Genomic DNA, 26578 nt, shown 5'->3' on the forward strand with positions numbered 1-26578 from the left:
GAGTTTGGCTCGTCATTCCGGAGCGTGCGAAGTACGAGCCCGGAATCCATTCCTCCACAAGTTGTGCGGCCCGATGGATTCCGGGCTCTCGCCTGCGGCGAGCCCCGGAATGACGGTGCGAAGAGATCATCACCACGCATCGATACACGGCCGCTTCCGCGTCGTGCGCGGCGCGACCTTCGGCACCGAGCGCAAGCCCGCCATGATCCAGTGCCGCGTATCGGCGGGATCGATCACCTCGTCGATCTCCAGCACCGAAGCGATCGAGACCGCCTTGCCGTTGGCATAGAGCTCGGCGACCTTGGTCTGGAAATATTTCTCGCGCTCGAGGGGATCCGCGATCGCCTCCATCTCCTTGCGGAAGCCGAGCCGGACATAGCCTTCGAGACCCATGCCGCCGAACTCGCCGGTCGGCCAGGCCACCGTGAAGAACGAGGCGTGGAAGCCGCCGCCGATCATCGATTGCGCGCCGAGACCGTAGCCCTTGCGCAGCACCACACCGAACAGCGGCACCGTGATGCTGGCGCCGGTGACGAACATCCGCGCGACATGGCGCACGATCGCGGTCTTCTCGGCCTCGGGGCCGACCATGAAGCCCGGCGTGTCGCACAGCGACACGATCGGGATGTCGAAGGCGTCGCACAGCTGCATGAAGCGCGCGGCCTTGTCGCCCGCGGGGGCGTCGATCGCGCCGCCGAGGTGCTTCGGATTGTTGGCGATCAGGCCGAACGGCCTGCCCTCGATGCGGATGAACGCCGTGATCATGCCGACCCCGAAATCCCTGCGGATCTCCAGCACCGAGCCCTCGTCGGCGATCAGGTCGATCACGCTGCGGATGTCGTAGACCCGTAGCCGATTTTCGGGGATCGCGCGACGCAGCAGCCGCTGGTCGGGCGCCTTCCAATCGGCCACCGCGCCCTGGAAGTAGGACAAATATTTCTGCGCCACCGCGGTGGCCTCTTCCTCGTCCTCGATCAGGATATCGATCACGCCGTTCGGCGACTGGAACGAGACCGGGCCGACCTCGGCCGGATGATAGACGCCGAGCCCGCCGCCCTCGATCATCGCGGGACCACCCATGCCGATCGAGGCATTTTTGGTGGCGATGATGACGTCGCAGACGCCGAGCATCGCGGCGTTGCCGGCGAAGCAATAGCCCGAGACCACGCCGACCACCGGCACGAGGCCGGAGAGTTTTGCGAACTGCACGAAGGACGGGCCGTCGAGCCCGGTCATGCCGAGCCGGTCGGTATCGCCGGGACGGCCGCCGCCGCCTTCGGCGTAGAACACCAGCGGCATCCGCCACTGCTCGGCAAGCCCGAGCATGCGGTCGATCTTCTTGTGGTTCATGTGGCCTTGGGTGCCGGCGAGCACGGTGTAGTCGTAGGAGATCACCATGCAGCGCGCGCCGTCGGCGCCGAAATCTTTCGCGTTGACGGTGGCGACCCCGGCGATCAGGCCGTCGGCCGGCGTGTTCTTGATCAGGTCCTCGACCTTGCGGCGGCGACGCTGCGCCGCGATCGCGAGCGAGCCGTATTCGACGAACGAGCCCTCATCGACCAGCTGCGCGATGTTCTCGCGCGCGGTGCGCTGGTTGGTCTTGCGCCGCCGCTCGACCGAGGCCGGGCGGTTCTCGTCCAGCGTGATCGCCTTGCGTGCGATCAGCTCGGCGAGGTCAGGACGGATGTGATCGAGATCGATCGCGGCAGCCTCTTCCGCGGTGTGACCATCCACCTCGGCAGGCTCCAGGAACAGGATTGGCTCGCCATGCATCAAGGTGAGGCCGGGACCGCCGGCGATCCTCGTCACCCGGCCGCCCTGCGGCGCGGTGACGAGATGCTCCATCTTCATCGATTCCAGCACCGCGATCTGCTGGCCGGGACGAACCAGATCGCCCTCCGCAACTTCGATCGCCACGATCGTGCCCTGTAGCGGTGCCGGTACCGGAAGCGAGCCTTCGGGCGCCGCCTCGGTGGCGACCGCCTTGGTCGCAGCCGCTTCACTTACTTCGATCAATGGTACGGTGAGATCGCCGGCCGCGCCGACCAGCGCCGCCACGTGGCTATCGATGAAATTGGTGCTGATCTTGTTCCGCGCAAAGCTCTGGTGCGCCAGGATGGCGCCGAGCAGCGGAATATTGGTGGCGACACCGCCGATCCGGAAGTCGCGCAAGCTGCGCGATGCCTTGTGCACCACGTCAGACCATTTCGGGCTCGGCGAATGCACGATGACCTTGGCCAGCAGCGAGTCGAACGCGGCGCTGGTCCGGTAGCCGGAATAGCCGAACGTATCGACACGGACGCCGGGGCCGGACGGCAGGTCGAACACACTGAGCGTGCCGCCGGTCGGTTTTGTCAGCCCCTTCTCGTCCATCACCTCCATGTTGACGCGGAGCTGCATCGCATAGCCGCGCGGCAGGGGCACCGCTGACTGCGCCAGCCCGAGCGAGGCCAGCGTGGCGCCGGCGGCGACCGCAAGCTGCGACCGCACCAGGTCGATGCCGAGCACCTCTTCGGTGACGGTGTGCTCGACCTGAAGCCGCGGATTGGCCTCGATGAAGGCGAAGGCGCCATCGCCTTCGCTTTTGCCTTCCTCTGCCTCGTCATCGACCAGGAATTCGAAGGTGCCGAGATTGTCATAGCGCGCGGCGGTCGCGAGCTGCTTGGCCGCCTCGATGATGCGGGCGCGCAGGCTCTCGCTCAGCGATGGGCTCGGCGCCACCTCGATCAGCTTCTGGTTGCGGCGCTGGATGGTGCATTCGCGCTCCCAGAGATGGCTGATCGCGCCATGACGATCGCCGATGATCTGCACCTCGATATGGCGGGCTTTCCGGATCAGCCGCTCGACATAGACGGCATCGCTGCCGAACGCCGCTTTGGCCTCGGACTGGCAGCGCGCATAGGCCTCATCGAGCTTCGCCGCGTCCTCCACCACGCGCATGCCGCGCCCGCCGCCGCCGGCGATCGCCTTGATCATCACGGCGGCGTTGGCCCCGAGCGAGGCGAAGAACGCCCTGGCCTCGTCGAGCGACGTCGCGCCCGACGTGCCGGCAATGATCGGCACATTGCACTTCTTCGCCAACGCCTTTGCCTTGGCCTTGTCGCCGAACAGATCCAGCGCCTCCGGCGACGGGCCGACGAAGACGATCTTCTCCTCGGCGCAGCGCCGCGCGAGCTCCGTGTTCTCGCTGAGGAAGCCATAGCCCGGATGCAGCGCGTCGCAGCCGGCAGCCCTGGCCGCGGCGATGACCCCCTCGATGTCCAGATACGCCCGCGCGCCATGGCCGGGAATCTCGCGCGCCTCATCGGCTGAGCGGACATGCAGCGAGGCCGCGTCGTCGGCGGGATAGATCGCGACGGTGGCAAGCCCGCTTTCGCCGGCTGCGCGGGCAATCCGGATCGCGATCTCGCCGCGGTTGGCAATCAGCAGTTTCTTGAAAGACATCCCTATTCCACCTGTCAACCCGCCGCCCGCTGCTTCGCTTTCACCAACTGTTCCTCCATCAGCATCTCGGTGCCGATGATGCCTTCGCGGCTAAGCTCCTCGAGCTCGGCCTCGGAGAGGCCGAGCTCGCCGCCGAGGATCTCGCGGTTGTGCTCGCCGAGCGTCGGCGGCACCGAGCGGATCGCAAACGGCGCATCGCCTTCGCGGAACGGCATCGACGGCTGCGGATGCCGTCCGATGAAGGCGCGGTCGACCTGCTGGATGAAGCCGCGGGCGTGCAGCTGCGGGTCTTGCAGCAAATCGACCGGCAGCCGCGCCACGCCGGACGCGATGCCCACGCCTTGCAGCTCGGTCATGGCCGCATCCGCATCGCGGGCCGAGGTCCATGCCGTGATCGCAGCCTCGATCTCGGCCTCGATGGCGCGGCGGCCCGCGGCCGTCCTGAGCGTTTCGTTCGTCGCCCAGTCCGCGCGGCCGAGCATCCGCGCGAGTTTCGGCCACATCGCATTATTGGACACCGCGACCACGATCCAATTGTCCTCGCCGGCGCAGCGAAAGCAGCCATGCGGCACGAAATCCGGATGGCGGTTGCCGTATTTCGCAGGCTCCTTGCCACTGGTCGAATGCGCGACGATCCAGGGCGCGGCGAACGGCATCATGCACTCGATCTGCGCGAGATCGATGAACTGGCCCTGCCCGGTCAACCTGGCGTGGATCAGCGCGGTCAGCACCGCGGCGGCGCCGTTGAGGCCGCCGACGGCATCGCCGAACGCGGTGTGGCTCATCACCGGCGGACCGCCGGGATCGCCGACCACGCTGGGCAGGCCGGAGCCCTGCTCCAGCGTCGAGCCATAGGCGCGGCAGTCGCGGTGCACGCTGCCGGCGCCGAACGCCGACATCGACATCATCACCAGCTTCGGGTTGAGCTTGCTCAGTACCTCGTAGCCGAGGCCGAGCTTGGGCAGCACCTCGACCGAATAATTGTCGACCACGAGGTCGGCATCGGCGAGCAGGCGCTTGGCCAGCGCAAGCCCCTTCGGCCGGGTCAGGTCGAGCGTGATGCCGCGCTTGTTGCGGTTCATGATGCAGTAGCGCACCGACTTCTCGTACATCTGCTCCAGCACATAGGCCGGCCGGCGATCGACGCCGCGCCACCAGTCCGGATACTGCGTCGCCTCGATCTTGATGACGTCGGCGCCGAGATCGGCCAGCGTGCGGGTGCAGATCGGCCCGGCCCAGCCCATTGAGAAGTCGACGACGCGGATGCCCTCGAGCGGCAGGCGGCTGGCCGCGGAGGGCGCGGGCACCGGCGTGCGCGGCGCGGCGACGCGCGAGGCCTGCTGCTCGCCGATATCGGGCACGCGGCCGCCCCGCAGCGGCGGCGTTGCGGTCAATCGTTGCATCGTGCCGGCGGAAAAGCCGGCCTCGTCGCCGACCGTGATCGGGACGATCGCGCCCCGCGCACGCTTCTCGTCGTCGGCGATCAGGTCCGCGATCTCCGGCACCGGCACGATCGGAATCTTGCGCTTGAGGCCCTCGGCGAACCATTCCTGCGCGGTGCGCTGCTTCAGCCTTGGCAGGATCTTGCCTTCGATCTCGGCGACATGGCGCAGCCGGTCGACCCCCATCACCAGCGCCGGATCGTCGCGCAGCTCGTTCAGCCCGAGCATCTCGCAGAACGAACGCCATTGCGCCGGGGTCACCGTGGTGACGCCGAGCCAGCCTTGCCTGGTCTCATAGATGCCGACCGGAAAGGTCGGCCAGAACCGGTTGACGCCGATCCGCCGCATGATATCGCCGCGCTGGAACGCCTCGAACATGATGTATTCGGTGACGGCGATAGAGGCCTCGAACAGGCTGAGATGGCTTTCGCGCCCGCGCCCGTCCTGCATGCGGCCGAGCACCGACGCGGCGGCGGCGATGAAGCCCCACAGCCCGCCCAGGATCCCGGTCTGGAAATCCGGCGCGTGCATTGGCGGCCCCTGCTCCGGTCCGACCAGCTTCACCAGCCCGGTGAGCGCGCGGATCGTGGAATCCGTCGCGGCGAAATCGGCATAGGGACCGCGATCGCCGAACCAGGCGAGGTCGAGATGGATCAGGCCCGGATTGCTCTGCCTGATCGCGGCGAGATCGATGTCGGGACAGTCAGCCGCATCGATGCCGCGCCCATCGAGCAGGATGTCGCAGCCTGCGACGAGCTCGCGCAGCCGCGAGGCATCGCTCCCGTCGAGAACGACGCTCGATTTGTTGAAGTTGAGAAACGCAAACCATGCGCTGTGTCCTTGCGGCGTCAGCGGCGCGGCGCGGCGAAGCGGATCGCCCGCCGGCGGCTCGACCTTCTGCACATCAGCGCCGAAATCGGCAAACAGCCGCGCACAATAGCTCGTCGCCGCGGCACTTCCGATCTCGACAATCCGCAGATGCGACAACACGCCCATCAGGCTTCCCCACAAGCAACCAGCCGGTGACAACGGCTGATTCAATTTTCTTGTTGGATGAACTTGAAGCCGCGCGGCGAGTGTGATGCAAGTGGAATTTTCTTCCGCTTGACGGAATTAGCCCGCATTCGATTGTCGTTGCTGCTTGGCGTGAAGCGAAGATGTGCAGCTAATCGCAGGTGAGCTGCGCTTCGAACCAATGCTGCAATGAGTTCGCCAGCCGCGGCCATGCGCGCAAGACATGCGCGTATGTGGCAGTGCTGGCGCCGGTGATGCCGCGCAATTCCTGCTCGATGGCGGGAAGATCGACACCGAGGCAGCGGCCGGCGCGGGCGACGGTGCGGCCATCGACCACGAGCTCGGAAACCAGCGAGGCATTGCCACGTGCGAAGAGCAGATCGAGCGGATCGGCGTCGATGATCTGGTCGCGCTCCAGGCGGTCGAGGTCGATGCGGACGAAATCAGCCGGCGCACCGACGGCAAGCTCGCCCGTGCCCGGTGCGCCGGTGGCGCAGCGGCCATTGCGGATCGCGAGCGCGAAAAATTCCGGCGGGGTCCAGGTCCGTTTGAAGCCGAGGCCGCCGTGTATCATCTGCACCAGCCGCATCTCACGCAGCACGTCGTCGTCTTCGTCGAGCGCCAGGCCGTCGACGCCGACCGCAATCGCGCAGCCGCAAGCCTGCGCCGCCGCGATCGGCGCCAGCCCCGAGCGCAGATGCAGATTGGAGGAGAAATTGGTGACGATGCGCGCGCCTGACGCCGCGATCATCTCGAGCTCGTCGGGCCGGGCGTGGATGCAGTGCGCGAGCGTCAGCCGCTCCGACAGGAAGCCGATGTCGCGGAGATAGCGGACGATGCCGTCCGGAAAATGCCGGTCGGCCCAGGCGCGCTGATAGACCGTCTCGAGCAGATGCATGTGGATGCGGCGGCCGGTCTGCGCGGAATTCTCCGCGACCGCCTCCAGCAGCGGCCTCGAGCACCATTGCACGCCGGCCGGCCCAAGCTGCACGTCGACCTTCGGCCCGCCGATCGCCGCGGCAATCGCGTCCGTCAGCTCGATATAGGCCTTCGGCGACATCGGCGCGCGAACGAACAACTGCTCGATGGTCCTGCGGTCGTCGGAGGCAAGGCCTGACAGCACCGGCTCGCCGTCGCCATAGACGATCGGGTTCTGGTCGCGCACCGCGATGGCAAAGGCGATGCGGAGGCCGACATCGGCGGCGGCGCGGCCGATCGCCCTAGCCTCCTCGACCAGCGGCATGGTGCCGCTCGGCCGCGTGTAGTGCACCATCATCGCCGCACAGCCGGCCTGCGCCGCGCGGGCAAGCGCGGAGGCTGCGGTCAGATACGGATCGACCGGCGTGCCGAGCACCGTGCGCAAGAGCCAGCTCTCGAGCGGCATGCCGACAGCGCCAAAGCTCGACGCCCGCGCGCGGGCATGGTCGTGGGCGTTGATGAAGGCGGGGAGGATCAGGGAGCGCGGGCCTGGCGTTGGCGCTGCGGCTCCGGAGATACCGGTGATGACCCCGCCGTCGTGGCGGAGCACGACGTCGTTGCGGATGTCGTGGTCAGGGCCTGAGAAAAGACGGGTTGCCGTGACCTGCATCACTTCCTCCTTCGTCATTGCGAGGAGCGAAGCGACGAAGCAATCCATGTTGCCGCAAGCGGAGGCATGGATTGCTTCGCTTCGCTCGCAATGACGGCAAAAAGCCTCCGCCTTCGCTCACAATCACGAACGAACTTAGTTCGCCGTATACACCAGCTCCCGCTCCGTGCGCGGCGGCAGGAAGTCCCGCGAAAACACTTCGGCCGGGATCGGCGTGCGGGGGAGCTGGTAGCCTTCGACGATGAAGCCGATGGCGCGGGCCATGCGGTCGTCCTTGATGTCGCCGATGCCGATGTCCTTCATCTCCGGCGAGACGATCAGCTTCTCGAAGGAATATTGCAGCCGGCGCTTTTCGACCTCGACATTGATCAGATTGTCGTAGTTCAGCGCCGCCTTCATCGCGGCGTTCTGGTCCTTGGCGACCGCGATCGCGCCCTTGTTGATGGCCCGCACCAGGCCGGCCACCGCCTTCGGGTTCGCAGCGATCAGCTTGCGCGACACCATCACGCCGTTGGAATAGAGATCGAGCCCGTAATCGCCGAACGAGAACCATTTGAAGTCCTTGTCGGGGTCCTGGCGGTTGAGCACCAGATTGAAATAGCTCGTGATGTTGAACACCAGCGCGGCATCGATATCGCCCTTGATCAGCATCGGCTCCTGCAGGTTCGGCGCCATGTTGGAGATCTTGATCTTCTCGCCGTCGAGCCCGTTCTTGTGCAAGAACACCGGCAACAGCCGCGTCGTCGGCGTGCCCTGCGCGCCGCCGAGCGTATGGCCTTCGAAATCCTTGATGGTCTTGATGCCGCTCGAGGTCTTGGCGACGATCGCGAATGGCGGCTGGTTCCACATCATGTAGACCATGACAGGCGCATCCTGCGGCTTGGTCGCCGCGTTCTGGATGATCGCATTGACGTCACCGAACCCCGCGTCATAGGCGCCCGACATGATGCGCGTCACCGTCGCGCCGGAGCCCTCGCCCTGGTCGATCACGACGTTGAGGCCTTCTTCTTTGAAATAGCCGTTGTCCTTGGCGTAGAAGAACGCGGCATCGGAGCCCTGCGTCTTCCAGCCCAGCGTGAACTTGATGGTGGTGTCCTCGGCGCGGGCGGGGCCCGCGACCACGGCCAATCCCAGCAATGCAGCGCTTAGTATCTTCAGCATGACGACTCCTCAACTCCAGTGAACGGCGATGGACGTAACCTTCAGGTGGCGATGACATTGTCCTTGCGCGTCGCCCAGCCCGTGACCCGGCCCTCGATCAGCGAGAACAGCACGTAGAGCGCGACGCCGAGACCGGCGAGCACGAACAGCCCGGCGAACACCAGCGGCACGTTGAAATTGGAGGACGCGGTCATCATCACGTTGCCGATGCCGCGGTTCGAGGCGACCGTCTCCGACAGCACCGCGCCGACGAAGGCGTAGGACACCGCGACCTTCAGCGAGGCGAAGAAGAACGGCATCGTCCGCGGCAGCCCGACATTCCACAGGATGTCGAATTTGCTGGCGCCGAGCGCCTTCAGCACATCCTCGAGCTCGGGCTCGGTGGTGGCGAGGCCGGTCGCGATGTTGGCGACGATCGGGAAGAAGCAGATCGAGAGCGATGTCAGCACCGCCGGCACGGTGCCGGAGCCGAACCACAGGACGAAGATCGGCACCACCGCGACCTTCGGAATCGAAGAGAACCCGACCAGCAGCGGATAGCACGTGTCGTAGGCGGTCTTCGACACCCCGATCACGGCACCGAGCGCCACGCCCAGCGCCACGCCGAGCACGAAGCCGATCATCGTGGTGACCAGCGTCTGCACGATGTGCGGCCACAGGATCGGGAATTTCTCGAACAGCGTGACGAAGATCTGCGACGGCCGCGGCAGCACGAGGTCGGACATCCCCGTCATCAGGCAGAACAGCTCCCAGGCCACGAAGAACAGCACGATCAGCGCCACCGACCAGGCCTTCTGCCTGATATCCGACACGGACATGGTCAGGCTCCCTCGCGCGCCGCGGTGCGCGCATCGACGATGAAGGCGCGGAGCTTCTGGTTCAGCGCCACGAACTCAGGCTCGAAGGTCATCGCCACGGTGCGCGGGCGGGCGAAATCGACGCTGGCGTCGTCGAGGATGCGGCCAGGCCGCGCGCTCATCACGCAGATGCGGCTGGCGAGGAAGCCGGCTTCGCGCAGATCGTGGGTCACCAAGAGCACGGTCGGCCTGTGGGTCATCCAGAGCTGCTGAAGAATTCCCCACAGCTCCTCGCGGGTGAACTGATCGAGCGCGCCGAACGGCTCGTCGAGCAGCAGCATGCGCGGCTCGTGGATCAGCGCGCGGCACAGATTGGCGCGCTGGAGCATGCCGCCGGAGAGCTGCCAGGGATAGCGGCCGCCAAAGCCCTTCAGCCCGACCTGCTCGAGCAGCGCGTTGGCCTTGTCGCGGAACGCGGTCTTGCGCAGCTTGCGGAATTGCGAGCGGAACGGCTCGACGATCTTGAGCGGCAGCATGATGTTCTTTTCGATCGTCATCCACGGCAGCATGGTCGGGTTCTGGAACGCCATGCCGACCCGCAGCGCGCGCGCCGCGACCTCGCGGCCGCCGACGATGACGACACCGGTGGTGGGCCGGGCCAGGCCGGAGACCAGCCGCAGGATGGTCGACTTGCCGCAGCCGGACGGCCCGACCAGCGCCACGAACTCGCCGTCGGCGATCCGCAGCGTGGTGGTCGACAGCGCCGGCACGGCGCGGGCACCGCGGCCGAACGTGACGGAGGCCTCCGACAGCTCGATCGCGGTCGGCGCGGATCCGGCGGCCACAGGCTCGCCGGCAAATTCGGAGTTTGGCTGCATGCGCATCACGAGCAAAGTGCATGCAAGCTGGATGCCAGCCGCTGCCCCGTTCAAAATCAAGGGGATCGCGAAACCGGCCGGCGCGGAGCCGGGTTTTATCTGGGCAATTCACGGCGCAAACTGCATGCAATTCGGGCGCTCGATTGCTTTTGCGGTATGATAGAGAGGCGTTCGAAGCACCTTTGGAGAGGGATTCGCTGCAATGGCGGGACGCGCCGACACCAGCAAGACGGCTGAATCGTCCGACAAGGTCAGCGTGATCTGCCGCGCGCTGCGGCGCGCGATCATCGAGCAGGCGCTGGAGCCCGGCGCCAAGCTGCCGGAGGATTCACTCGGCGAGCGATTCGGCGTCAGCCGCACCATCGCGCGGCATGCGCTCGGGCAATTGGCCGCCGAAGGCCTGGTCGAGCTGCGCCGCAACCGTATCGCCGTGGTGGCGACGCCGAGCTGGCAGGAGGCGCGCGATGCGTTCGACATCCGCATCGAGCTCGAGCGGCTGGTGGTGCGGCAGCTCGCCGGCAAGCTGACCAAGGCACAGGTCGCCGAGCTGACCGCCCATGTCGACGCCGAGGATCGTGCCCGCGACGGCACCGACGCGGTGTCGATCCGGCTCGCCACCGAATTCCACATCCTGCTCGCCCACATGACGAACAGCCCGATCCTGGTGCGCTACGTCAGCGAGGTCGCCTACCGCTGCTGCCTGACGCTGTCGCTGTACAGCCGGCCGCATTCATCGGAATGCGCGATCAACGAGCACCGCGCGATCATCGCAGCCCTGGTGAAGGGCGACGTCGACAAGGTGATGGGCCTGATGCACAGCCACCTGGATTCGGTAGCGACCCGCGCGCTGGTCGCGCCGAGCCCGCAGCGCGGCCGGGATCTGCTGGATATCCTGGCGCCCTATGCCGATGAGGCAAGCGGCGACAAGGTAGTGAAGCTGCCGAAGGCTGTGCGGCGTTAGCAGTTGCTGCAACTCTATCCCCGTCATCCTGAGGAGGCCGCAACGCGGCCGTCTCGAAGGATCGACGGCCCGGCCGGTGGCCGCGCATCCTTCGAGACGCGGCCAAGAGGCCGCTCCTCAGGATGACGGGGAAGGAGCGACGCGCTCCCTAAGCCTCAATCCCCCGCTGCACCAGAATCCGTTCGGCGCTGTCGTTCCAGACGTCCATCTTGACGATCTGCCCACCCTTCACGACAAAGCGATCGACATAGCGATTGCCTTCGAACGGCGTGCCGTCGATCCATTCGCCGTACAGCGTGCCGACGCTGTAGACCACGGTCTCGCATGCGCCGGGACAGACGTCGAAGCGGTCCATCTTTTTCTTCACCCAGCGATAGCGCCTGGCGTTGAAGCCGGTCGGCCCGCGCGGATGGTCGAATTCGCGGCCACCGGTGAAGGTGATCACCGTGCCCGGCTTCATATAGGCCGCCGCCGCATCCGGATCGGGGATCATCGACGCGGTCAGATAAGCCTCGACGATCTCGGCGTCGGACAGCGGGCGGGCATCGGCTGTGGCGGTCACGGACATGGCGGGCCTCCAGGGAACATCAGGACTCTACAATCCAGACGCAAAAGTGTATGCACATTTTTTGAACAATTCGGCGAGCAGATTGCACACAATGTGGTGCTGCCGGTTCCCTGCCGTTCCGCTAGGCTGAAACCAACCTGACGTTTCCTGCCCGATGATCGCGAAACCTGCCTTCGACCTGGTCTTCCGCAATGCCGTAACGCGCAGCTCTGCCGTCGCGGTCGATATCGGCGTCGCCGACGGCCGCATCGCCGCGATCGCGCCGCAGCTCGCCTGCGAGGCCGTCGAGGTCGACCTTGCCGGACGGCTGGCGCTGCCCGGCTTCGTCGACAGCCATATCCATCTCGATAAGGCCTGCCTGCTCGGCCGCTGCGGCCACGACCACGGCAGCGTCGCGGACGCCATTCGCGCGGTGGCGGCGATGAAGCGCGACTTCACGGTCGAGGACGTCTATGCGCGCGGCGCCAAGGTGATCGAGCGTGCGATCAGCGCGGGCACGACGCGGATGCGCACCCATGTCGAGATCGACCCGCGGATCGGGCTGCGCGGCTTCGAGGCCGTGAAGGCGCTGAAGCGCGACTATGCCTGGGCGCTGGAGCTGTCGCTTTGCGTGTTCCCGCAGGAAGGTCTGACGAACGATCCCGGCACAGATGAACTGCTGGTCTCGGCACTCAATGACGGCGCCGAGGCGATCGGCGGCTGCCCCTATGTCGACAGCGATCCGAACGCGCAGATCGGGCGCATCTTCGATCTGGCACAGCAATTCGACATCGATGTCGACCTGCATCTCGATTTCGACCTCGATCCCTCCTGGTGGCACATGGAGGAGGTCTGCCGCCAGACCGAGCGGCGCAACTATCATGGCCGTGTCGCGATCGGGCACGCGACCAAGCTCTCGGCGCTGCCGCCTGACGAGCTGAAGGCGGCGAGCGCCCGCCTCGCCGCGGCCGGCGTCGCGGTCACCGTGCTGCCGGCGACCGACCTCTATCTGATGGGGCGTGATGCCACCCATAACGCGCCGCGCGGCCTGACCGCGGCACACCGGCTGGTCGCCAGTGGCGTGCTGTGCTCGGTCGCGACCAACAATGTGCAAAATCCCTTCACGCCGTTCGGCGATGCCTCGCTGCTGCGGATGGCCAATCTCTACGCCAATACAGCGCATGCCGGGACCGGCGAGTTCGACGCCTGCCTCGATCTCGTCACCGAGCTGCCGGCGCGGCTGATGAACCTGAAAGACTACGGCATCGCGATCGGCAACCCCGCCGACCTCGTCGTGCTCGACACCGACAGCGGAACCAACGCGATCGCCGAACTGCCCGATGTGCTGATGGGATTTAAGCGCGGCCGCAAGACGTTCGAGCGTCAGCGGCCGACATTGTTCCGGCCGCACGCGCAAACTCCCTCTCCGTCATCCTGAGGAGCCGCGAAGCGGCGTCTCGAAGGATGCACGGCCCCGCTCTATCCGTGCGGGGAAAGCCGGGCCGTCGGCCCTTCGAGACGGCCGCTGCGCGGCCTCCTCAGGGTGACGGGGAAGAATTGTGCGCACGCCCCCTCACCCGTCATTGCGAGCGGAGCGAAGCAATCCATCCTTCCACACGTCCGGCGATGAATTGCTTCGCCGCTCGAGCGCAATGACTGGGCTGCATTGTCGCCTTGCCCCAGCGCGAATTGACGCATCAGCCGATCCGTTGTTGAACTCGCCCAACACCAACAAAAGCCGGGCGGAAACCATGAGCAAATCAACCACCATCAAAAGCGTCGAAACGCTCGCCTGCGATGCCGGCTGGCGGAATTATCACTTCGTCAAGGTGACCACCACGGACGGGCTGACCGGCTGGAGCGAATATGACGAAGGTTTCGGCGCGCCCGGCGTGACGGCGGCGATCGAGCGGCTGTCGGCGCGGGTGGTCGGCAAGAACGCATTCGAGCACGAGCGGATCTATGTCGAGCTGTTCGCTGCGACGCGCCCCGCCGCCGGCGGCGTGGTGGCGCTGGCGTTAGGCGCCATCGAGAACGCGCTGCTCGACGTCAAGGCCAAGGCGCTTGGCGTGCCCTGCTACGATCTGCTCGGCGGCAAGATCCGCGACCGCGTGCGGGTCTACTGGTCGCATTGCGCGACCTGGCGCATCAATCATCCCGACTGGTACAAGCCGGCGATTACCGATCTCGACGGCGTCAAGGAGATCGGCGCCGAGGTGCGCGAGAAGAAATTCTCGGCGATGAAGACCAACATCTTCGTCTACACCGACGGCAAGCCAGTGGGCTGGCGCCCCGGCTTCGGCTCGCCGTTTGCGCCCGAGATCAATGTCGACCGCGCGGTGCTGCGCAATCTCTGCATGCATCTGGAGGCGATCCGCGACGGCGCGGGGCCGGATGTCGATCTGCTGCTCGACCTCAATTTCAATGCCAAGACCGAAGGCTATCTGAAGATCCTGCGCGCCATCGAGAAGATGGACATGTTCTGGGTCGAGATCGACACCTTCAACCCGCAGGCGCTCGGCTATATCCGCCGCCAGAGCCCGCATCCGATCTCGTCCTGCGAGACGCTGCTGGGCCTGCGCGAATTCCTGCCCTACTTCACCGAGCAGGCGATGGACGTCGCGATCATCGACACGCCGTGGAACGGGGTCTGGCAGTCGATGAAGATCGCCGCGGCCGCCGAACATTTCGAGGTCAACGTCGCGCCGCATAATTTCTACGGCCACCTCTGCACCATGATGAACGCGCATTTCTGCGCCGCGGTGCCGAACCTGCGGATCATGGAGACCGATATCGATCGGCTGGCCTGGGACCATGAGCTGTTCACCCATGTGCCGGAGTTCGTCGACGGCCATCTCGTGATCCCGGACCGTCCGGGCTGGGGCACCGAGCCGAACGAGGAAGGCCTGCGCGCGCATCCGCCGAAGAACAAGGGCGGGCTGTTGAACTACGGGCTGAAGAAGTAGGTGGTCATGCTGACCGACCCGTCATCCCGAGGTGCGAGCGGAGCGAGCCTCGAAGGATGCACGGCCGCCAGTCGGGCCGTCGACCCTTCGAGACGGCCGCTATGCGGCCTCCTCAGGGTGACGGTGAGAGAGCGACGAGCTTCACGTAAATATCTAGGTGGTTACTTAGGGAACCGAGCGGCGGCACCGCCCAATCCGTCATCCTGAGAGCTTGTGACGGATTCGGCTCCTGCGGAGTTTTTGGCGGCTGTTCGTCGCAGCAATTGGCAGGTTTGAGTTCGAGTTCGGCGATGACCCGTTGTTTAGGCTCTGGAGAGGCGGTTGCCTTGCAGGATGTTGTTGACGAGGGCGTACCAGAGCACGACGGCACGGACCTTTTCGATGCCGCGCACGGTCAATTGCCGCAGGTCCCAATTGCGCCAGCGGGCATGGATGCACTCGCAGATCGACCGGGACCTGTATCGGGCCTTGCCCTCTTCGCTCGCCATTCGCGCACGCCAGGCCAACACCCCCGGACCGTCGCCGCGCCGCGGTAGATAGGGATCGGTACCGTGCTTGGATTGAGTGGGCGGACAAAAGATATCGATGCCCTCGGCATAGGCCCATTCGATGTCCTCGGCACTGCCAAAGCCGCCATCGACGAGATGGTCCTTGGGCAACCCTCCGGGCCGCGCACGCTGCCGCTCCAGCATGGGGCGCATCAGGCCGCGATCGGATCCGATGTTGCAAATTCTGGTGTCGACGACGATCTGCTCCCCGGCCACGCTCGTCACCTGCACGTTGTAGGCGGGGCGGAAGCCGCCGTTCGCCATCTTCATGACCCGTGCATAGGCGTCCGTCGTGGAGGCCCGCGGCTCCTTCGGCGTCTTGCCGTTGCCGCGACTTTCTTCGCGCTCCTTGCGCTGCTGCTTGATCTCGGCGAGCGCCGTCTGCGCCGCCTTCACCCGCGCGCTGCGTTCCCGCGCGGCCCGCTCCTTGGCTGCCCGGGCACGCTTATTGCTGGCGTCCGAGCGTGTGTCGACCTCGCGCTTGAGGTCTTCCACCACGGCCTCAGCCTGCGCCAAATGCTTATCCAGCGTCGCCTCGCGCCGGAACGAGGCCGCCCCGGCGCTGGCCCGGACCCGCATGCCATCCTGCGCCAAGGTCTCCAGATCGACGAGACCGGCCTTTGCCAACGCTGCCAGATGCTCACTGAGCAGTCGGTCAAGCAGATCGGCGTTGCCGACCCGGAAGTCCGCCAGCAGGTGATAGTTCACCGACACCCCGCCGCACAGCCAGCGATAGGCATCGTGGCTCTCGCACAGCCGCTCCAACGCCCGCGCGCTGCCAACGCCTTCGCTGGCGGCATAGAGCCACAGCGCCAGCAAAAGCCGGGGCGAGGTCGCGGGGTGACCGGGACGATCGCCGCGAGCCTTGATCCGGTCCTCCAACTCACTCAGATCAAGCTCTTCGACATAAGACCAGATCAGCCGCACCGGATGGTCTTCCCCGATCAGGCTCTCAATATCAACCGCTCGCAGCGCAATCTGGTCGCGCTGGGGCTCACGCAGCCGCGGAGCGCCGGGCAAGCCCGCTTCGACTGATGGCTTCGCCTGCTCCGGCAGGTCCCCAAACAACTCATCGGCAGCCAACATCACCTCCCGCGAATCCGTCATCGCCAGAGAATCACACCGCGCCGGCTTTCGGCTATAATGCTCGCTGAAACCCCAAAAAAATCACACCCTCTGAGGAGCGCGCAGCGCGTCTCGAAGGATGCACGGCCACACTCGGGCCGTCGACCCTTCGAGACGGCCGCTGCGCGGCCTCCTCAGGGTGACGGTGATCGAAGCGCTGCGCGTACAGCGAACAAAGGCTCGCTTCAATTATCCTCGCGCACCGGCGTGAATGCGCTCTCGATCACGTCGCCGATCGGCTGCCAGGCGTTGCCGTCGAACTGCACCAGGCGCATCTGCTTGATCGGGCGGAAATCCTTCGGGCCAGTGTTGATCACGATCCCCGGCAGCGCGATCGGGCTCTGATAATCCTTCAGCGAGGCGGCCTGCCGCATGATGTTGTCGCGCGACAGGTCGTCGCCGCACTGGCGCAGCACCTGCATCAGCGTGTCGGCGGCGGCATAGCCGAACACGGCGTAGATGTCGTCCTTGTCGCCGTCGGGATAATACCTGTCCATGAAGGCGTCCCACGCCTTGATCTGCGGATCGTTCTTCCAGGCGGCATCGCCGGCGTCCTTCAGGAACGAAGTCGAGATCACGCCGAGCGAGTTCTGCAGGCCCGCCGGCCGCAATGCGCTGGCGATCGAGGCCGACGCATTGTCGAGGATGAACACCGGATGCCAGTCGAGGTCGGCGGCGACGCGGATCGCACGCGCCGCGATCGCCGGCGCGCCGTCGAACACCAGGATGTCGGCGCCGGAGTTCTTCAGGATTCCGATCTGGTTCTGGATCGCGGTCTCCGACGCGTCGAAGGCGAGGTCGGCGACGATCATCCCGGCGGTGTCGCCGAGTCCCTCCTGCAATCCCCTGAACAGATCGCGGCCGAACTGGTCGTTCTGCCAGAGCACGGCGATCTTGCGCGAGGGATAGGCGGCCTGGATGTAGTTGGCGTAGATCTGCCCCTCGGCGCGGAAGGTCGGCTGCCAGCCCATCGTCCAGGGGAAGCTTTTCGGATGCGCCCATTCCTCGTCGCCGGAAGCGACGAACAGCTGCGGGATCTTCCGCTCGTTGAGATACTTTCGGACCGCGAGATTGCTCGGGGTGCCGAACGAGCCGAACATCAGCAGCACGTCCTGCTTCTCGACGAGGTCGCGGGTCTGCTCCATCGCGGTCTTCGGATTGGAGCTATCGTCGACCGAGACGAATTTGACCTTGCGGCCGTTGATGCCGCCATGCTCGTTGACCATGTCGAAATAGGCGGCTTCCGCCCGCCCGATGGTCGCGAACGCGGCGAGCGGCCCGGTATAGGGCATCACATTGCCGACGCGGATCTCGCTGCCGACCGCCGTCTGCGCGCGCAACGGCGCCGCCGCGAGCATTGCCGCGAGGACGAGGGATATTGAAAGCGCAGTTCGTCTTTTTGTTTGCATCAACATCGCCACAAACGCCGGCACAGGCCTGCGCTCCCTCCCGCGGAGCTTATCGCCCAAGCCAACGCCGGAAAAATGAAATGTTGATGGCGGAGGCGGGCCTCAGCGCAATGTTATGTCGAGCCAGCCCAGCGGGTTGACCGCAACGCGATCGCCGTCATCGACCAGAACCGTGGTGGTTTCGGCCTCGATGATGGCGGGACCGGCCAGTGACTGGCCCGGCTTGAGGTCATCGAGCGCATAGACCGGTACCTCGCGCCAGGCGCCGAGCCAGGCCTGCCGCTTGCCGCGCGGCGCGCAAGGCGCAGTTGACACAGCCTGTCCGGCCTCGCTGCCATCAGGCGCAACCTTGCCGACCGCGGCGACGCGGGCGTTGACGAACACCACCTCCTGGCCGCGCGAGGCATAGGTGTAGAGCTCCTCATGGCGGCGATGGAAGCGCTCCTCGATCTGCGCGACCAGGTCCGCGGCGGCGAGATCGAGATCGCCGAGCGGCACGTCGATCTCGAACACCTGCTCACCGTAACGCATCTCGGCCGAGCGCTCGAGCGCGATGTCGCCCTTGAACCAGTCGCGCAGGCGGCCGGCCGCCTGCTGCTCCAGCCCGGCGAACAAGGTCCGCACCTCGTCGGCCGAAATCCGGCCGGCGCCGTAATGGGTGCGGCTGACCTCGTAGCGCAGATCGCTGGTCAGCATGCCCCAGGCCGACAGCACCGAGGCGACCGTCGGCACGATGATGCGCTTGATCTCGAGCTCGCGCGCGACCTCGGCGGCATGCATGCCGGCGGCGCCGCCGAAGCTGAGCAGCGCGAATTTGCGGGGATCGACGCCACGGCGCAGGGTCATCAGGCGGATGCCGTCGGCCATCTTCAGATTGATCATCTTGGCGATGCCTGCGGCGGCCTCGATCCGCGACAGCTCGAGCGCCGCGGCGATCCGATCCACCGCGGCTTCCGACGCCGCGCGATCGAGCGGCCGGGCGCCGCCCATGAAGGCGCTCGCATCGAGATAGCCGAGCACGACATTGGCGTCGGTGACGGTGGCAGCCAGGCCGCCATTGCCGTAACAGGCCGGGCCCGGCACCGAGCCGGCGCTTTCCGGCCCGACGCGCAGCGTGCGGCTACCGTCGACGCTCGCAATCGAGCCGCCGCCGGCCGCGATGCTGGCGATGTCGAGGCTGCGCAGCGCGATGCGCTGGCCGGCCAGCATGCCATCGGCCGACAGCGAGGCCTGGCCGTCCGCGATCAGCGAGATATCGGTCGAGGTGCCGCCCATGTCGAACGGCACCAGGTCCGGAATTCCGAGCATCTCGGCGCAGCGGCGGCTGCCGGAAATGCCGCCGGCAGGGCCCGACAGCACGGTGCCCGCCGCAAGCCGCGAGGCTTCCTCGACTGGCGCCATGCCGCCATGTGACAGCACGACGAACAGCGAGCCCTTGAAGCCGGCCTCATGCAGGCTGCGCTCAAGATTGGTGAGATAGCGCCGCACCGTCGGCTCGACATAGGCGTTCACGATCGTGGTCGAGACGCGCTCATATTCCTTGATCTGCGGCAGCACGTCGCTGGAGCGCGACACGCTGACGTCGGGCAGCTCATGCGCCAGCCGTTCGACCGCGGCAAGCTCATGCGCCGGGTTGAGATAGCCGTGCAGGAAGCAGACCGCGACCGAATTCGCACCGGATCGTTTCACCTCGGCGATGACGTCGCCGAGCGCCGTGGCATCGAGTGCGATTGCGGCGCTGCCGTCGGCCTTCAGCCGCTCGCGCACGCCGAAGCGGCGTTCGCGCGGCACCAAGGGCTCGGGCGGCGGCGTGCGCAGATCGTAGCGATCCGGCTTCAACCCCTCGCGCATCTCGATGACGTCGCGATGACCCTCGGTGGTCAGCAGCGCGACTTTGGCGCCCTTGCGTTCCAAGAGCGCATTGGTCGCAACCGTCGTGCCATGCACCAGGCGGTCGGTCGCAGCCAGCATCGCCGCGCGCGTGACGCCGAGACGCCGCGCCAGCTCTTCCAGTCCCGTCATGACGCCGATCGACTGATCGGCCGGCGTGGACGGCGATTTCGCGAAAACGGTGCGTCCGGTTTTGTCCGTTGCAACCAGGTCGGTGTAGGTGCCGCCGACGTCAACCCCAATCGTGTACATCACTTCTCTACACCGCCTTCGAAACCAGACCTTGGGCGGCGTCGCGCGCCCGCGCCTCCGCCGAGCGCTTCTCGGGCGGACCCCAGCCGCCGCCGCCGGAGGAGCGGATCTCGAGGCAGTCGCCGGGGCGCAGCTCGATGCCGACCTCCTTGGTCTTCAGCACGCGCGGCTCACGGCCTTCCGACAGCAGCCGGTAGTGATGCGGCTCGCCGTCCTTGCCGCCGAGCATGCCGCAGGGGCCGTGGCGCGCGCCGTCGCCGGCGGTGTTGCCCCTGGCCGGCTTTTGCGTCTCCAGCACCATGTCGAGCGCGACGCCGAGGCCGCCGCGATGCTGGCCGTCGCCGCCGGAATCCGGCCGGAATTCGTGCTGGCGGAAATGCAGGGGAAAGCGCACCTCGGCAACCTCGATGCTGCCGAACTTGAGTCCGCCGACCGAGTGCCATTCGCCGATCGAGGAATAGCCGTCGCCGCCGGGGGAGGCGCCGCCGCCGGGCCGCGCCTGGAACATGTGCCAGATGAAGTTGCGCCCGTTGCGCGGATCCTCGCCCTGGATCGCGATGCGGAATCTGCGGCCCCAGCCACCCATCACGCGATCCGGGCAGGACGCCGACATCGCCTTGATGATGGCTTCGACGATCTCATTCGAAGGATGGCTGGTGCACAAGGTCACGGGACGGCCGGGATCGGCCCACACGATGGTGCCCTGCTTCGCCAGCACTTTCAGCGGCCGCAGCGCGCCGGTGTTCTTCGGGATGTCGGCGTCGATCAGGTAGGCGAAGGCCATCGCGACCGCGGCCTGCATGTTGGCATGCGAGGAATTCACGAAGCTCGTCGATTGCGGATCGGAGCCGGTGAGATCGACCTCGATGTCGCTGCCCATTTTGGTCACCTTGGCGGCGATCCTGATGTCGGTGCGGCCGTGACCGTCATCGTCGAGCAACGCTTCGCCGTGGAACACGCCGTCCTTCCAGGACGACACCACGGCGCGGGTCTGCTGCTCGGTGGCGTCAAGGATCGCTTCGATCGCGGCTTCGACGGTCCCGGCGCCGAACTCGCTGAACAGCTTTGCGACCCGGCGCTCGCCGAGATGCGCGGCGCCCAGCATTGCGGCCAGGTCGCCGCGGAATTCCCGGGGGTTGCGGATGTTCAGCGCCAGCAGATCAAGCAGGTCCTCGCGGGGCTTGCCGCCCTCGTAAAGCTTGATCGGCGGAATCCGGATGCCTTCCTGGTAGATCTCGGTGGCGCCGGGATTGTAGGCGCCATGGGTAGCGCCGCCGATGTCGCTCTGATGCGCCCGCACGATGGTCCAGAGCAGCCGCTTGTCGCCGTCGAACACCGGCACGAAGGCGGTGAGATCAGGCAGATGACTGCCGCCCTGATAGGGATCGTTGAGCAGGATGACGTCGCCGGGCGCGACATCCTTGAAGCGCTCCTCGACCGCCAGCGTCGCCCACGGCAGCGCGCCGACATGCACCGGGATGTGATCGGCCTGCGCGATCAGCCGCCCGCCGGTGTCGCAGATCGCCAGCGAGAAATCACGGCTGGAATTGAGGATCTGCGAATAGGAGGTGCGAAGCATGGCTTCGCCCATCTCCTTCACGATCGACGACAGGCGGTGCTGGACGACGGAGCGGGTGATCGGATCGATCTTGGCGGGCGCGGACACGTGACTTCCGTGAGCAATGGAACAGGCCGCTATCTTACCGTCGCCGTCGTCGAGGTATAGAGCCAAAACAGCACGGTGCCGATCACCAGCGCGAAGGCGATGAACAGCAGCACCGCCGGCAGCCCGAACAGCGCCGCGACGCCGGCGGTGCTCGATTGCAGCAGCGCGGCGCCGAGGAAGAACGCGAGGTTGACCGAGGACAGCGCCTTGCCGGTATTCTGGGCATCGACCAGTTGCCGCGTCATGCCGTAGATCAGCGGCTGCGCCGAGGTCGCGAGCCCGATCAGGATCAGCAGCACGAGATCATATTGCGTCGGCATCACGGCCACGCCGAACAGGTCGGAGACCGGGAAGTGCGGCGCGCCGGCCGCCATCAGCACCAGCAGCAGCGCGGCGATCGCGTGCGTCGCCGCCACCATGGTGCGGCGATGCCCGAACTTGCGATCGAACGCGCCGATGCAGGCCGGGCCTATGATCATCGCCAGCGTGAACAGGCCGAGCACGTTGCCGGCCTCGATCCGGCTGAGCCCCTTGACATCCATCAGCCACGGCCCGCCCCACAGTCCGCGCAAGGTCAGCGAAGCGCCGAGCGACACCAGCGACAGCGCGATCAATCCGCGCAGGGCGCGCGACAGGCCGAGCCGCAGCACCTCGGCCATCTGCCGCAGCGGCGATGAATCATCCGCATGCGCGGCGGGCTGTTGCGGCACCAGCGCGAACACCGCGATCAGCACCACAATGCCGAAGCCGGCCGCGACCCAGAAGCCGGCCCGCCAGCCGAACTGATCGACCACGAACGCCAGCGGACTTGCCGACAGCAGCATGCCGATATTGCCGATCGAGAGGATCAGCCCCGACCACAGGCCGAACTTCGCCGCCGACATCTGCTTGGCGGCCAACGTCATCGGGCACATCAGCATGCCCGAGGTGGCGACGCCGAGCATCAATTGTCCGAGCACGAAGCTCGCGGGACCCGAGGCGATCGCCGAGACCAGCGTTCCGACCACGGTACCGGCGAGCAGGCTCAGCGACACCGGCCGCACGCCAAAGCGGTCCATCGCGGCGCCGACCGGGATCTGCGAGGCGGCAAAGGAGAAATGATAGATCGAGGTCAGGCTCGCCAGCGCCTGCGGCGAGGTTCCGAAATCGCGTGCCATCAGATCGAGGCTGATCGCCGGAATCGTCCGCAGCAGCGTCGACAGCATATGGCCCGAAGCCAATGCCAACAGTGCCAGAACCAGGGCGCGGAGCCCGATCCCCGCCTCTTCCTTGGTCACCACCCCGTCCACGAATCGCCTCTTCCCCGAGCGTCTTGGGGACGGGCGTAACATTATTGGCTGGGGGTGCCAATCGGTCAGCCCTTTCCCCGTTCTTCACGGGGAGAGGGTTGGGTGAGGGGCTGCCGACGCAAATACAGTGACAATTCGAAGCGCGGAGAGCCCCCTCACCCGCCGCTTCGCGGCGACCTCTCCCCGCAAGCGGGGCGAGGCGACGTCACTGCTTATGGAACACCAGCGTGCGGAGTTCGATGCTCTCGCGCGGCGCGGCGTCCGCCGGCGTGGTCGGATCGACGAACGCCGTGTGCGGCCCGAACCGGGTGCGGCCGTCGGTCGCCGAATCGTAGCATTTCAGCAGGATCGCCTCGTCCGGCGTCATCTCGGGAATGTAGAACCAGCGATGGTTCGGATTATACTTCACCGAATAGGTCTCGCCGCTGCGATTCGGGTAGATCAGGTCGGAGGCGATCAGATCCTCCGGCGCAATCGTGGTGCCGTCGGCCATCGCCAGCGGTGAATCGCGCAGCGGACCGCGGATCGGACGCCACAGATTGATCACTTGGACCCGGCCCTTGACGAGCTGCTCGGCCTCATCGGGCAGATGCTCGAACACGCGGTTACGGCCGGACACCGCGGTCTGGTCGACATGGACCCGGGTTGCCGGCTGACGCGGTCCGCCGCCGCGGATATCAGCCGCGCCCTCGACGCGCTTGCGCACGGTGTGATCGAAGATGAAGACGCGATCCGCTTTCAGCGTCGCCTTCAGGAAGGCCTCGACGGCCGGGTAGTAGACGTTGCGGACTTCGTTGTCGTCGTAATAGTCCTTGACGCTGGTCGGATGCTTGACCAGCGCAAAGCCCTCGCGGTCGAGCGAGAAGCTGTCTGCGATCAGGCGTCCGTCGAAGATCGGAACGTTGTGGGCTTCGGGCAGCGCGGTGGATTTGGGTTCGCCCGGCGGCGGATCGAAAGCGTAGGTCCGGGGCTTGCCCGGGGTCGGCGCGAGGTAATTCAGTTCAGCGGTCACAAACGGCAGCGACTCGATGCGAGTTTGTTGCAGGCCCATGGTGATCTCCCGGACTCGATTGTTCGTCTGTTTGATCTTGGCGGTGCCAGGGAATGCGGCAAGGGCGCGGCGAAAATAGCAACGTTGCGGTTTTCGCGGACGCGGAATGGGGAAATTCCTTCCGGCGGCGGCGTCGCGACGTGGATGGTTATTTCGCGGTCATTCGAACGGGCCGACTTCGCGGCTTACCCCTCTCCCACCCCCGCAAGGGCAGAGGGAGCCCGACGAGCGTGCTCACCTCACGAAGATATCCTATGCAAACCGCACCGATGTGAGGGAGCCACCGACGAATGGGTTCCCTCCCCCCCTTGCGGGGAAGGGCTAGGGAGAGGGGTGCCACACGTCGCGCTCTCTCAACGTGCGCAGCGCAAGCACCAAAGGTCGCGCGATTGCGCTTACAGCCCAGCGCCCTTCTCCACCGCCGCACCAAACGACCGGTCGACGATATCAGCGGCGTTGATCTTCTGCCGGATCAGGCCCCAGCGGTCGTAGAGATCGATGGTTTTCTGCTCGTCGGCGACCACGCCGTCGTCGATCGGCGCGATGCGGATTTTTGCGCGCGCCAGCCAGTTCAATGGCACCGCGGGCGGGATGTTCATCAGCCTGCCCCAGGTTGCAGCGTAACCCGCGACATTATTCTGCGACCAGGCGCGCGCGGCCGCGAGCCGGCGCACGAAATCCTCGAGCTCGGCGCGCTTGGCCTTGATCGCGTCAGGCGTTGCGACCTGGAACCCGAGGCCGGGCGTGATACCGTCAGCCGTGATGACGCGGCGCGACTTGAACAGCACCTCTTCCTGGCTCACATAGGGCTCCCAGGTCGACCAGGCATCGACCGAGCCTTGCGAGTAGGCGACCTTGGCGTCCGACGGCGCCAGAAACACGATCTGCACGTCGCTTGCCTTCCAGCCCCTGGATTCCAGCGCGGCCAGGATCAGCTGATGGCCGATCGAGCCGCGGCCGGTCGCGATCTTCTTGCCACGCAGATCGTCGAAGCTTTTGATGGCGGAATTCTCCGGCACCACGATGGCAAGCCCCTCGCCGGACTGCCTGACCGCGGCAATCGCCTTGACCGGGACGTTGGCGGCGGCCGCGAAGGTGAACGGCGCATCGCCGACCAGGCCGGTGTCGATCGCGCCCGCGCCCAACGCTTCGAGCAGCGGCGCGGCGGCGGCGAATTCCTTCCACTCGATCTTGTAGGGCACATCCTTCAACACGCCGGCCGCTTCCATCACGGCCTGCGAATTGCCCTTCTGGTCGCCGACGCGCAACGTGGTCTGCGCGAAGGCCCCGTCGATGGCGGCGAGCGCAAGCGCCGCCGCGACAATGAGACGGATCATTCGGCCGCGATCCCCCGCTGCTGGTCGCGCGCTTCGATCAGCTTGCGGGTCAGCGGAATCAGCGCGCGGCCATAGTCGATGGCATCGACCAGCGGATCGAAGCCGCGGATCAGGAAGTGGCTGACGCCGAGATCGTAATAATCGGCGAACACCTCGGCGACCTGCTCGGGCGTACCGACCAGCGCCGTCGTGTTGCTGTTGGCGCCGGTGAGCTTTGCGATTTCGGTCCACAGCCGCTTGTCGATGCGCGTGCCCTGATCGGCCAGTGCCAGCAGCCGCTTGGCGCCATCGGTCGCGTGGTTGGGCCGGCGATAACCGGTCTGGTCCTGCAAGGCGGTGGCACGCTCGAGGATATGCTCCGCCTTCGCCCACGCCTTCTCCTCGGTGTCGGCCAGGATCGGCCGCACCGACAGGCTGAAGCGCGGCGTCGGCCGGCCATGCTTGGCCGCCGCGGCGCGTACCCGCCCGGTCACGTCGCGCACCTGCGCATAGGATTCACCCCACAGCGCGAACGTATCGGCGTGCTTGCCGGCGACCTCGACCGCGGCATCCGAGCCGCCGCCGACGAAGGTGTAGATGCCGCCCTTCTGCAACGGCTTCACCTGCGAGAAGCCGTTCTCGACGTTGTAGTACTTGCCGCTGTAATTGAACGGCTTCTCGCTGGTCCATTCCAGCCGCACCACATCGAGGAATTCGCTGGTGCGGGCGTAACGCTCATCCTTGTCGTCGAGCGTGTTGCCGTCCTGGCGCAGCTCGATGGCGTTGCCGCCGGTGATGACATGCAGCGAGACGCGGCCGCCATAGAACTGGTCCAGCGTCGCGAGCTGGCGCGCCAGCAGCGTCGGCGCGGTGAAGCCCGGGCGCTGCGCGATCATCACCTTCAGCGATTTGGTGATGGTGAGCACATGCTGCGCGACCTGCAATGCATCCGGGGTGGTCGAGTGGAACGCGAGCAGCGCACGGTCGAAACCGGCCAGCTCATGGGCCTTGGCGACGGTCTCGATATAGGGCGGATCGAGCACCGGCCCGGCGCGGACGATCGTTTCGGAGGCATTGTTGTTGGTGATGAAGCCGATGAACTCGACCGGCATGACTGGGAACTCCGTTGTTGTTGGCTAGAACCCCGTTCCGATAGAATCGGAACGAGGCTCTGGATTCTTATTTTGACGCGTTTTCTTCACGCGAACCGGCATCCACTTCGCTTGAAAACGCT

19 protein-coding genes are annotated in these 26578 nt (G+C 66.1%); 4 read left to right on the forward strand and 15 right to left on the reverse strand.

Going from position 1 to position 26578, the window contains the following annotated elements; all coding sequences use genetic code 11:
• Window positions 1–129: 129 nt before the first annotated feature.
• The 6 genes from ACVINW_RS38445 to ACVINW_RS38470 all read right to left on the reverse strand — a co-directional run bounded on the left by ACVINW_RS38445 (window position 130) and on the right by ACVINW_RS38470 (window position 10324).
• The gene (locus ACVINW_RS38445) at window positions 130–3444 is read right to left on the reverse strand and encodes a carboxyl transferase domain-containing protein (RefSeq protein ID WP_456756115.1); all 3315 of its coding nucleotides are present in this window, start codon (window positions 3442–3444) and stop codon (window positions 130–132) included.
• 14 nt (window positions 3445–3458) lie between these two features.
• Window positions 3459–5882: a CaiB/BaiF CoA transferase family protein gene (locus ACVINW_RS38450; RefSeq protein ID WP_456756116.1), complete on the reverse strand. Its 2424-nt coding sequence runs from the start codon at window positions 5880–5882 to the stop codon at window positions 3459–3461.
• 169 nt (window positions 5883–6051) lie between these two features.
• A complete protein-coding gene (locus ACVINW_RS38455) occupies window positions 6052–7488 on the reverse strand; it encodes an amidohydrolase family protein (protein ID WP_456756117.1) in 1437 nt (478 codons plus the stop codon).
• Window positions 7489–7623: 135 nt separating this feature from the next.
• A complete protein-coding gene (locus ACVINW_RS38460) occupies window positions 7624–8649 on the reverse strand; it encodes an ABC transporter substrate-binding protein (RefSeq protein ID WP_456756118.1) in 1026 nt (341 codons plus the stop codon).
• Window positions 8650–8690: 41 nt separating this feature from the next.
• The gene (locus ACVINW_RS38465; RefSeq protein WP_456756119.1) at window positions 8691–9467 is read right to left on the reverse strand and encodes an ABC transporter permease; all 777 of its coding nucleotides are present in this window, start codon (window positions 9465–9467) and stop codon (window positions 8691–8693) included.
• 2 nt (window positions 9468–9469) lie between these two features.
• Window positions 9470–10324 (reverse strand): ABC transporter ATP-binding protein, encoded by an 855-nt coding sequence (locus ACVINW_RS38470; RefSeq protein WP_456756120.1) that lies wholly within the window; start codon window positions 10322–10324, stop codon window positions 9470–9472.
• Between ACVINW_RS38470 and ACVINW_RS38475 the strand changes: the two genes are divergently transcribed.
• Window positions 10323–10484, forward strand: a complete 162-nt coding sequence (locus ACVINW_RS38475; protein ID WP_456756121.1) for a hypothetical protein — start codon at window positions 10323–10325, stop codon at window positions 10482–10484. The two genes, ACVINW_RS38470 and ACVINW_RS38475, sit on opposite strands and share 2 nt — an antisense overlap.
• Before the next feature lie 42 nt (window positions 10485–10526).
• Window positions 10527–11285 (forward strand): GntR family transcriptional regulator, encoded by a 759-nt coding sequence (locus tag ACVINW_RS38480; RefSeq protein WP_456756122.1) that lies wholly within the window; start codon window positions 10527–10529, stop codon window positions 11283–11285.
• 148 nt (window positions 11286–11433) lie between these two features.
• Here the strand turns inward: ACVINW_RS38480 and ACVINW_RS38485 are convergent, their stop codons facing one another.
• The gene (locus ACVINW_RS38485) at window positions 11434–11853 is read right to left on the reverse strand and encodes a nuclear transport factor 2 family protein (RefSeq protein WP_456756123.1); all 420 of its coding nucleotides are present in this window, start codon (window positions 11851–11853) and stop codon (window positions 11434–11436) included.
• Between the two features lie 154 nt (window positions 11854–12007).
• On the opposite strand from ACVINW_RS38485, the gene ACVINW_RS38490 reads away from it, so the two are divergent.
• Together ACVINW_RS38490 and ACVINW_RS38495 are read left to right on the forward strand one after the other, a co-directional pair.
• Window positions 12008–13270: an amidohydrolase family protein gene (locus ACVINW_RS38490; protein ID WP_456756124.1), complete on the forward strand. Its 1263-nt coding sequence runs from the start codon at window positions 12008–12010 to the stop codon at window positions 13268–13270.
• Window positions 13271–13583: 313 nt separating this feature from the next.
• Window positions 13584–14798, forward strand: coding sequence for a mandelate racemase/muconate lactonizing enzyme family protein (locus tag ACVINW_RS38495; RefSeq protein WP_456756125.1), 1215 nt, complete (start codon window positions 13584–13586; stop codon window positions 14796–14798).
• A 302-nt stretch (window positions 14799–15100) separates the two neighbouring features.
• Here ACVINW_RS38495 and ACVINW_RS38500 read toward each other — a convergent pair whose 3' ends face one another.
• The 8 genes from ACVINW_RS38500 to ACVINW_RS38535 all read right to left on the reverse strand — a co-directional run bounded on the left by ACVINW_RS38500 (window position 15101) and on the right by ACVINW_RS38535 (window position 26456).
• Complete coding sequence (locus ACVINW_RS38500; RefSeq protein WP_456756313.1) at window positions 15101–16432, reverse strand: IS1182 family transposase; 1332 nt, start codon at window positions 16430–16432, stop codon at window positions 15101–15103.
• Between the two features lie 224 nt (window positions 16433–16656).
• On the reverse strand, window positions 16657–17880 hold the full coding sequence (locus tag ACVINW_RS38505) for an ABC transporter substrate-binding protein (protein WP_456756126.1): 1224 nt from the start codon (window positions 17878–17880) through the stop codon (window positions 16657–16659).
• Between the two features lie 102 nt (window positions 17881–17982).
• Window positions 17983–20022 carry a hydantoinase/oxoprolinase family protein gene (locus ACVINW_RS38510; RefSeq protein WP_456756127.1) on the reverse strand — a complete coding sequence of 680 codons (2040 nt, stop codon included), beginning with the start codon at window positions 20020–20022 and terminating at the stop codon, window positions 17983–17985.
• Between the two features lie 7 nt (window positions 20023–20029).
• Window positions 20030–21688, reverse strand: a complete 1659-nt coding sequence (locus ACVINW_RS38515) for a hydantoinase B/oxoprolinase family protein (RefSeq protein ID WP_456756128.1) — start codon at window positions 21686–21688, stop codon at window positions 20030–20032.
• 29 nt (window positions 21689–21717) lie between these two features.
• The gene (locus ACVINW_RS38520; RefSeq protein ID WP_456756593.1) at window positions 21718–22968 is read right to left on the reverse strand and encodes an MFS transporter; all 1251 of its coding nucleotides are present in this window, start codon (window positions 22966–22968) and stop codon (window positions 21718–21720) included.
• Window positions 22969–23182: 214 nt separating this feature from the next.
• Entirely contained in the window at window positions 23183–24028 is an 846-nt protein-coding gene (locus ACVINW_RS38525; protein WP_456756129.1) for a CmcJ/NvfI family oxidoreductase, read from the reverse strand.
• A gap of 395 nt (window positions 24029–24423) precedes the next feature.
• Window positions 24424–25365, reverse strand: a complete 942-nt coding sequence (locus tag ACVINW_RS38530) for an ABC transporter substrate-binding protein (RefSeq protein WP_456756130.1) — start codon at window positions 25363–25365, stop codon at window positions 24424–24426.
• Window positions 25362–26456, reverse strand: coding sequence for an LLM class flavin-dependent oxidoreductase (locus ACVINW_RS38535; protein ID WP_456756131.1), 1095 nt, complete (start codon window positions 26454–26456; stop codon window positions 25362–25364). Before ACVINW_RS38535 ends, ACVINW_RS38530 begins: the two co-directional genes overlap by 4 nt.
• Window positions 26457–26578: the final 122 nt, after the last annotated feature.

This window comes from Bradyrhizobium sp. USDA 4461, from assembly GCF_054055655.1.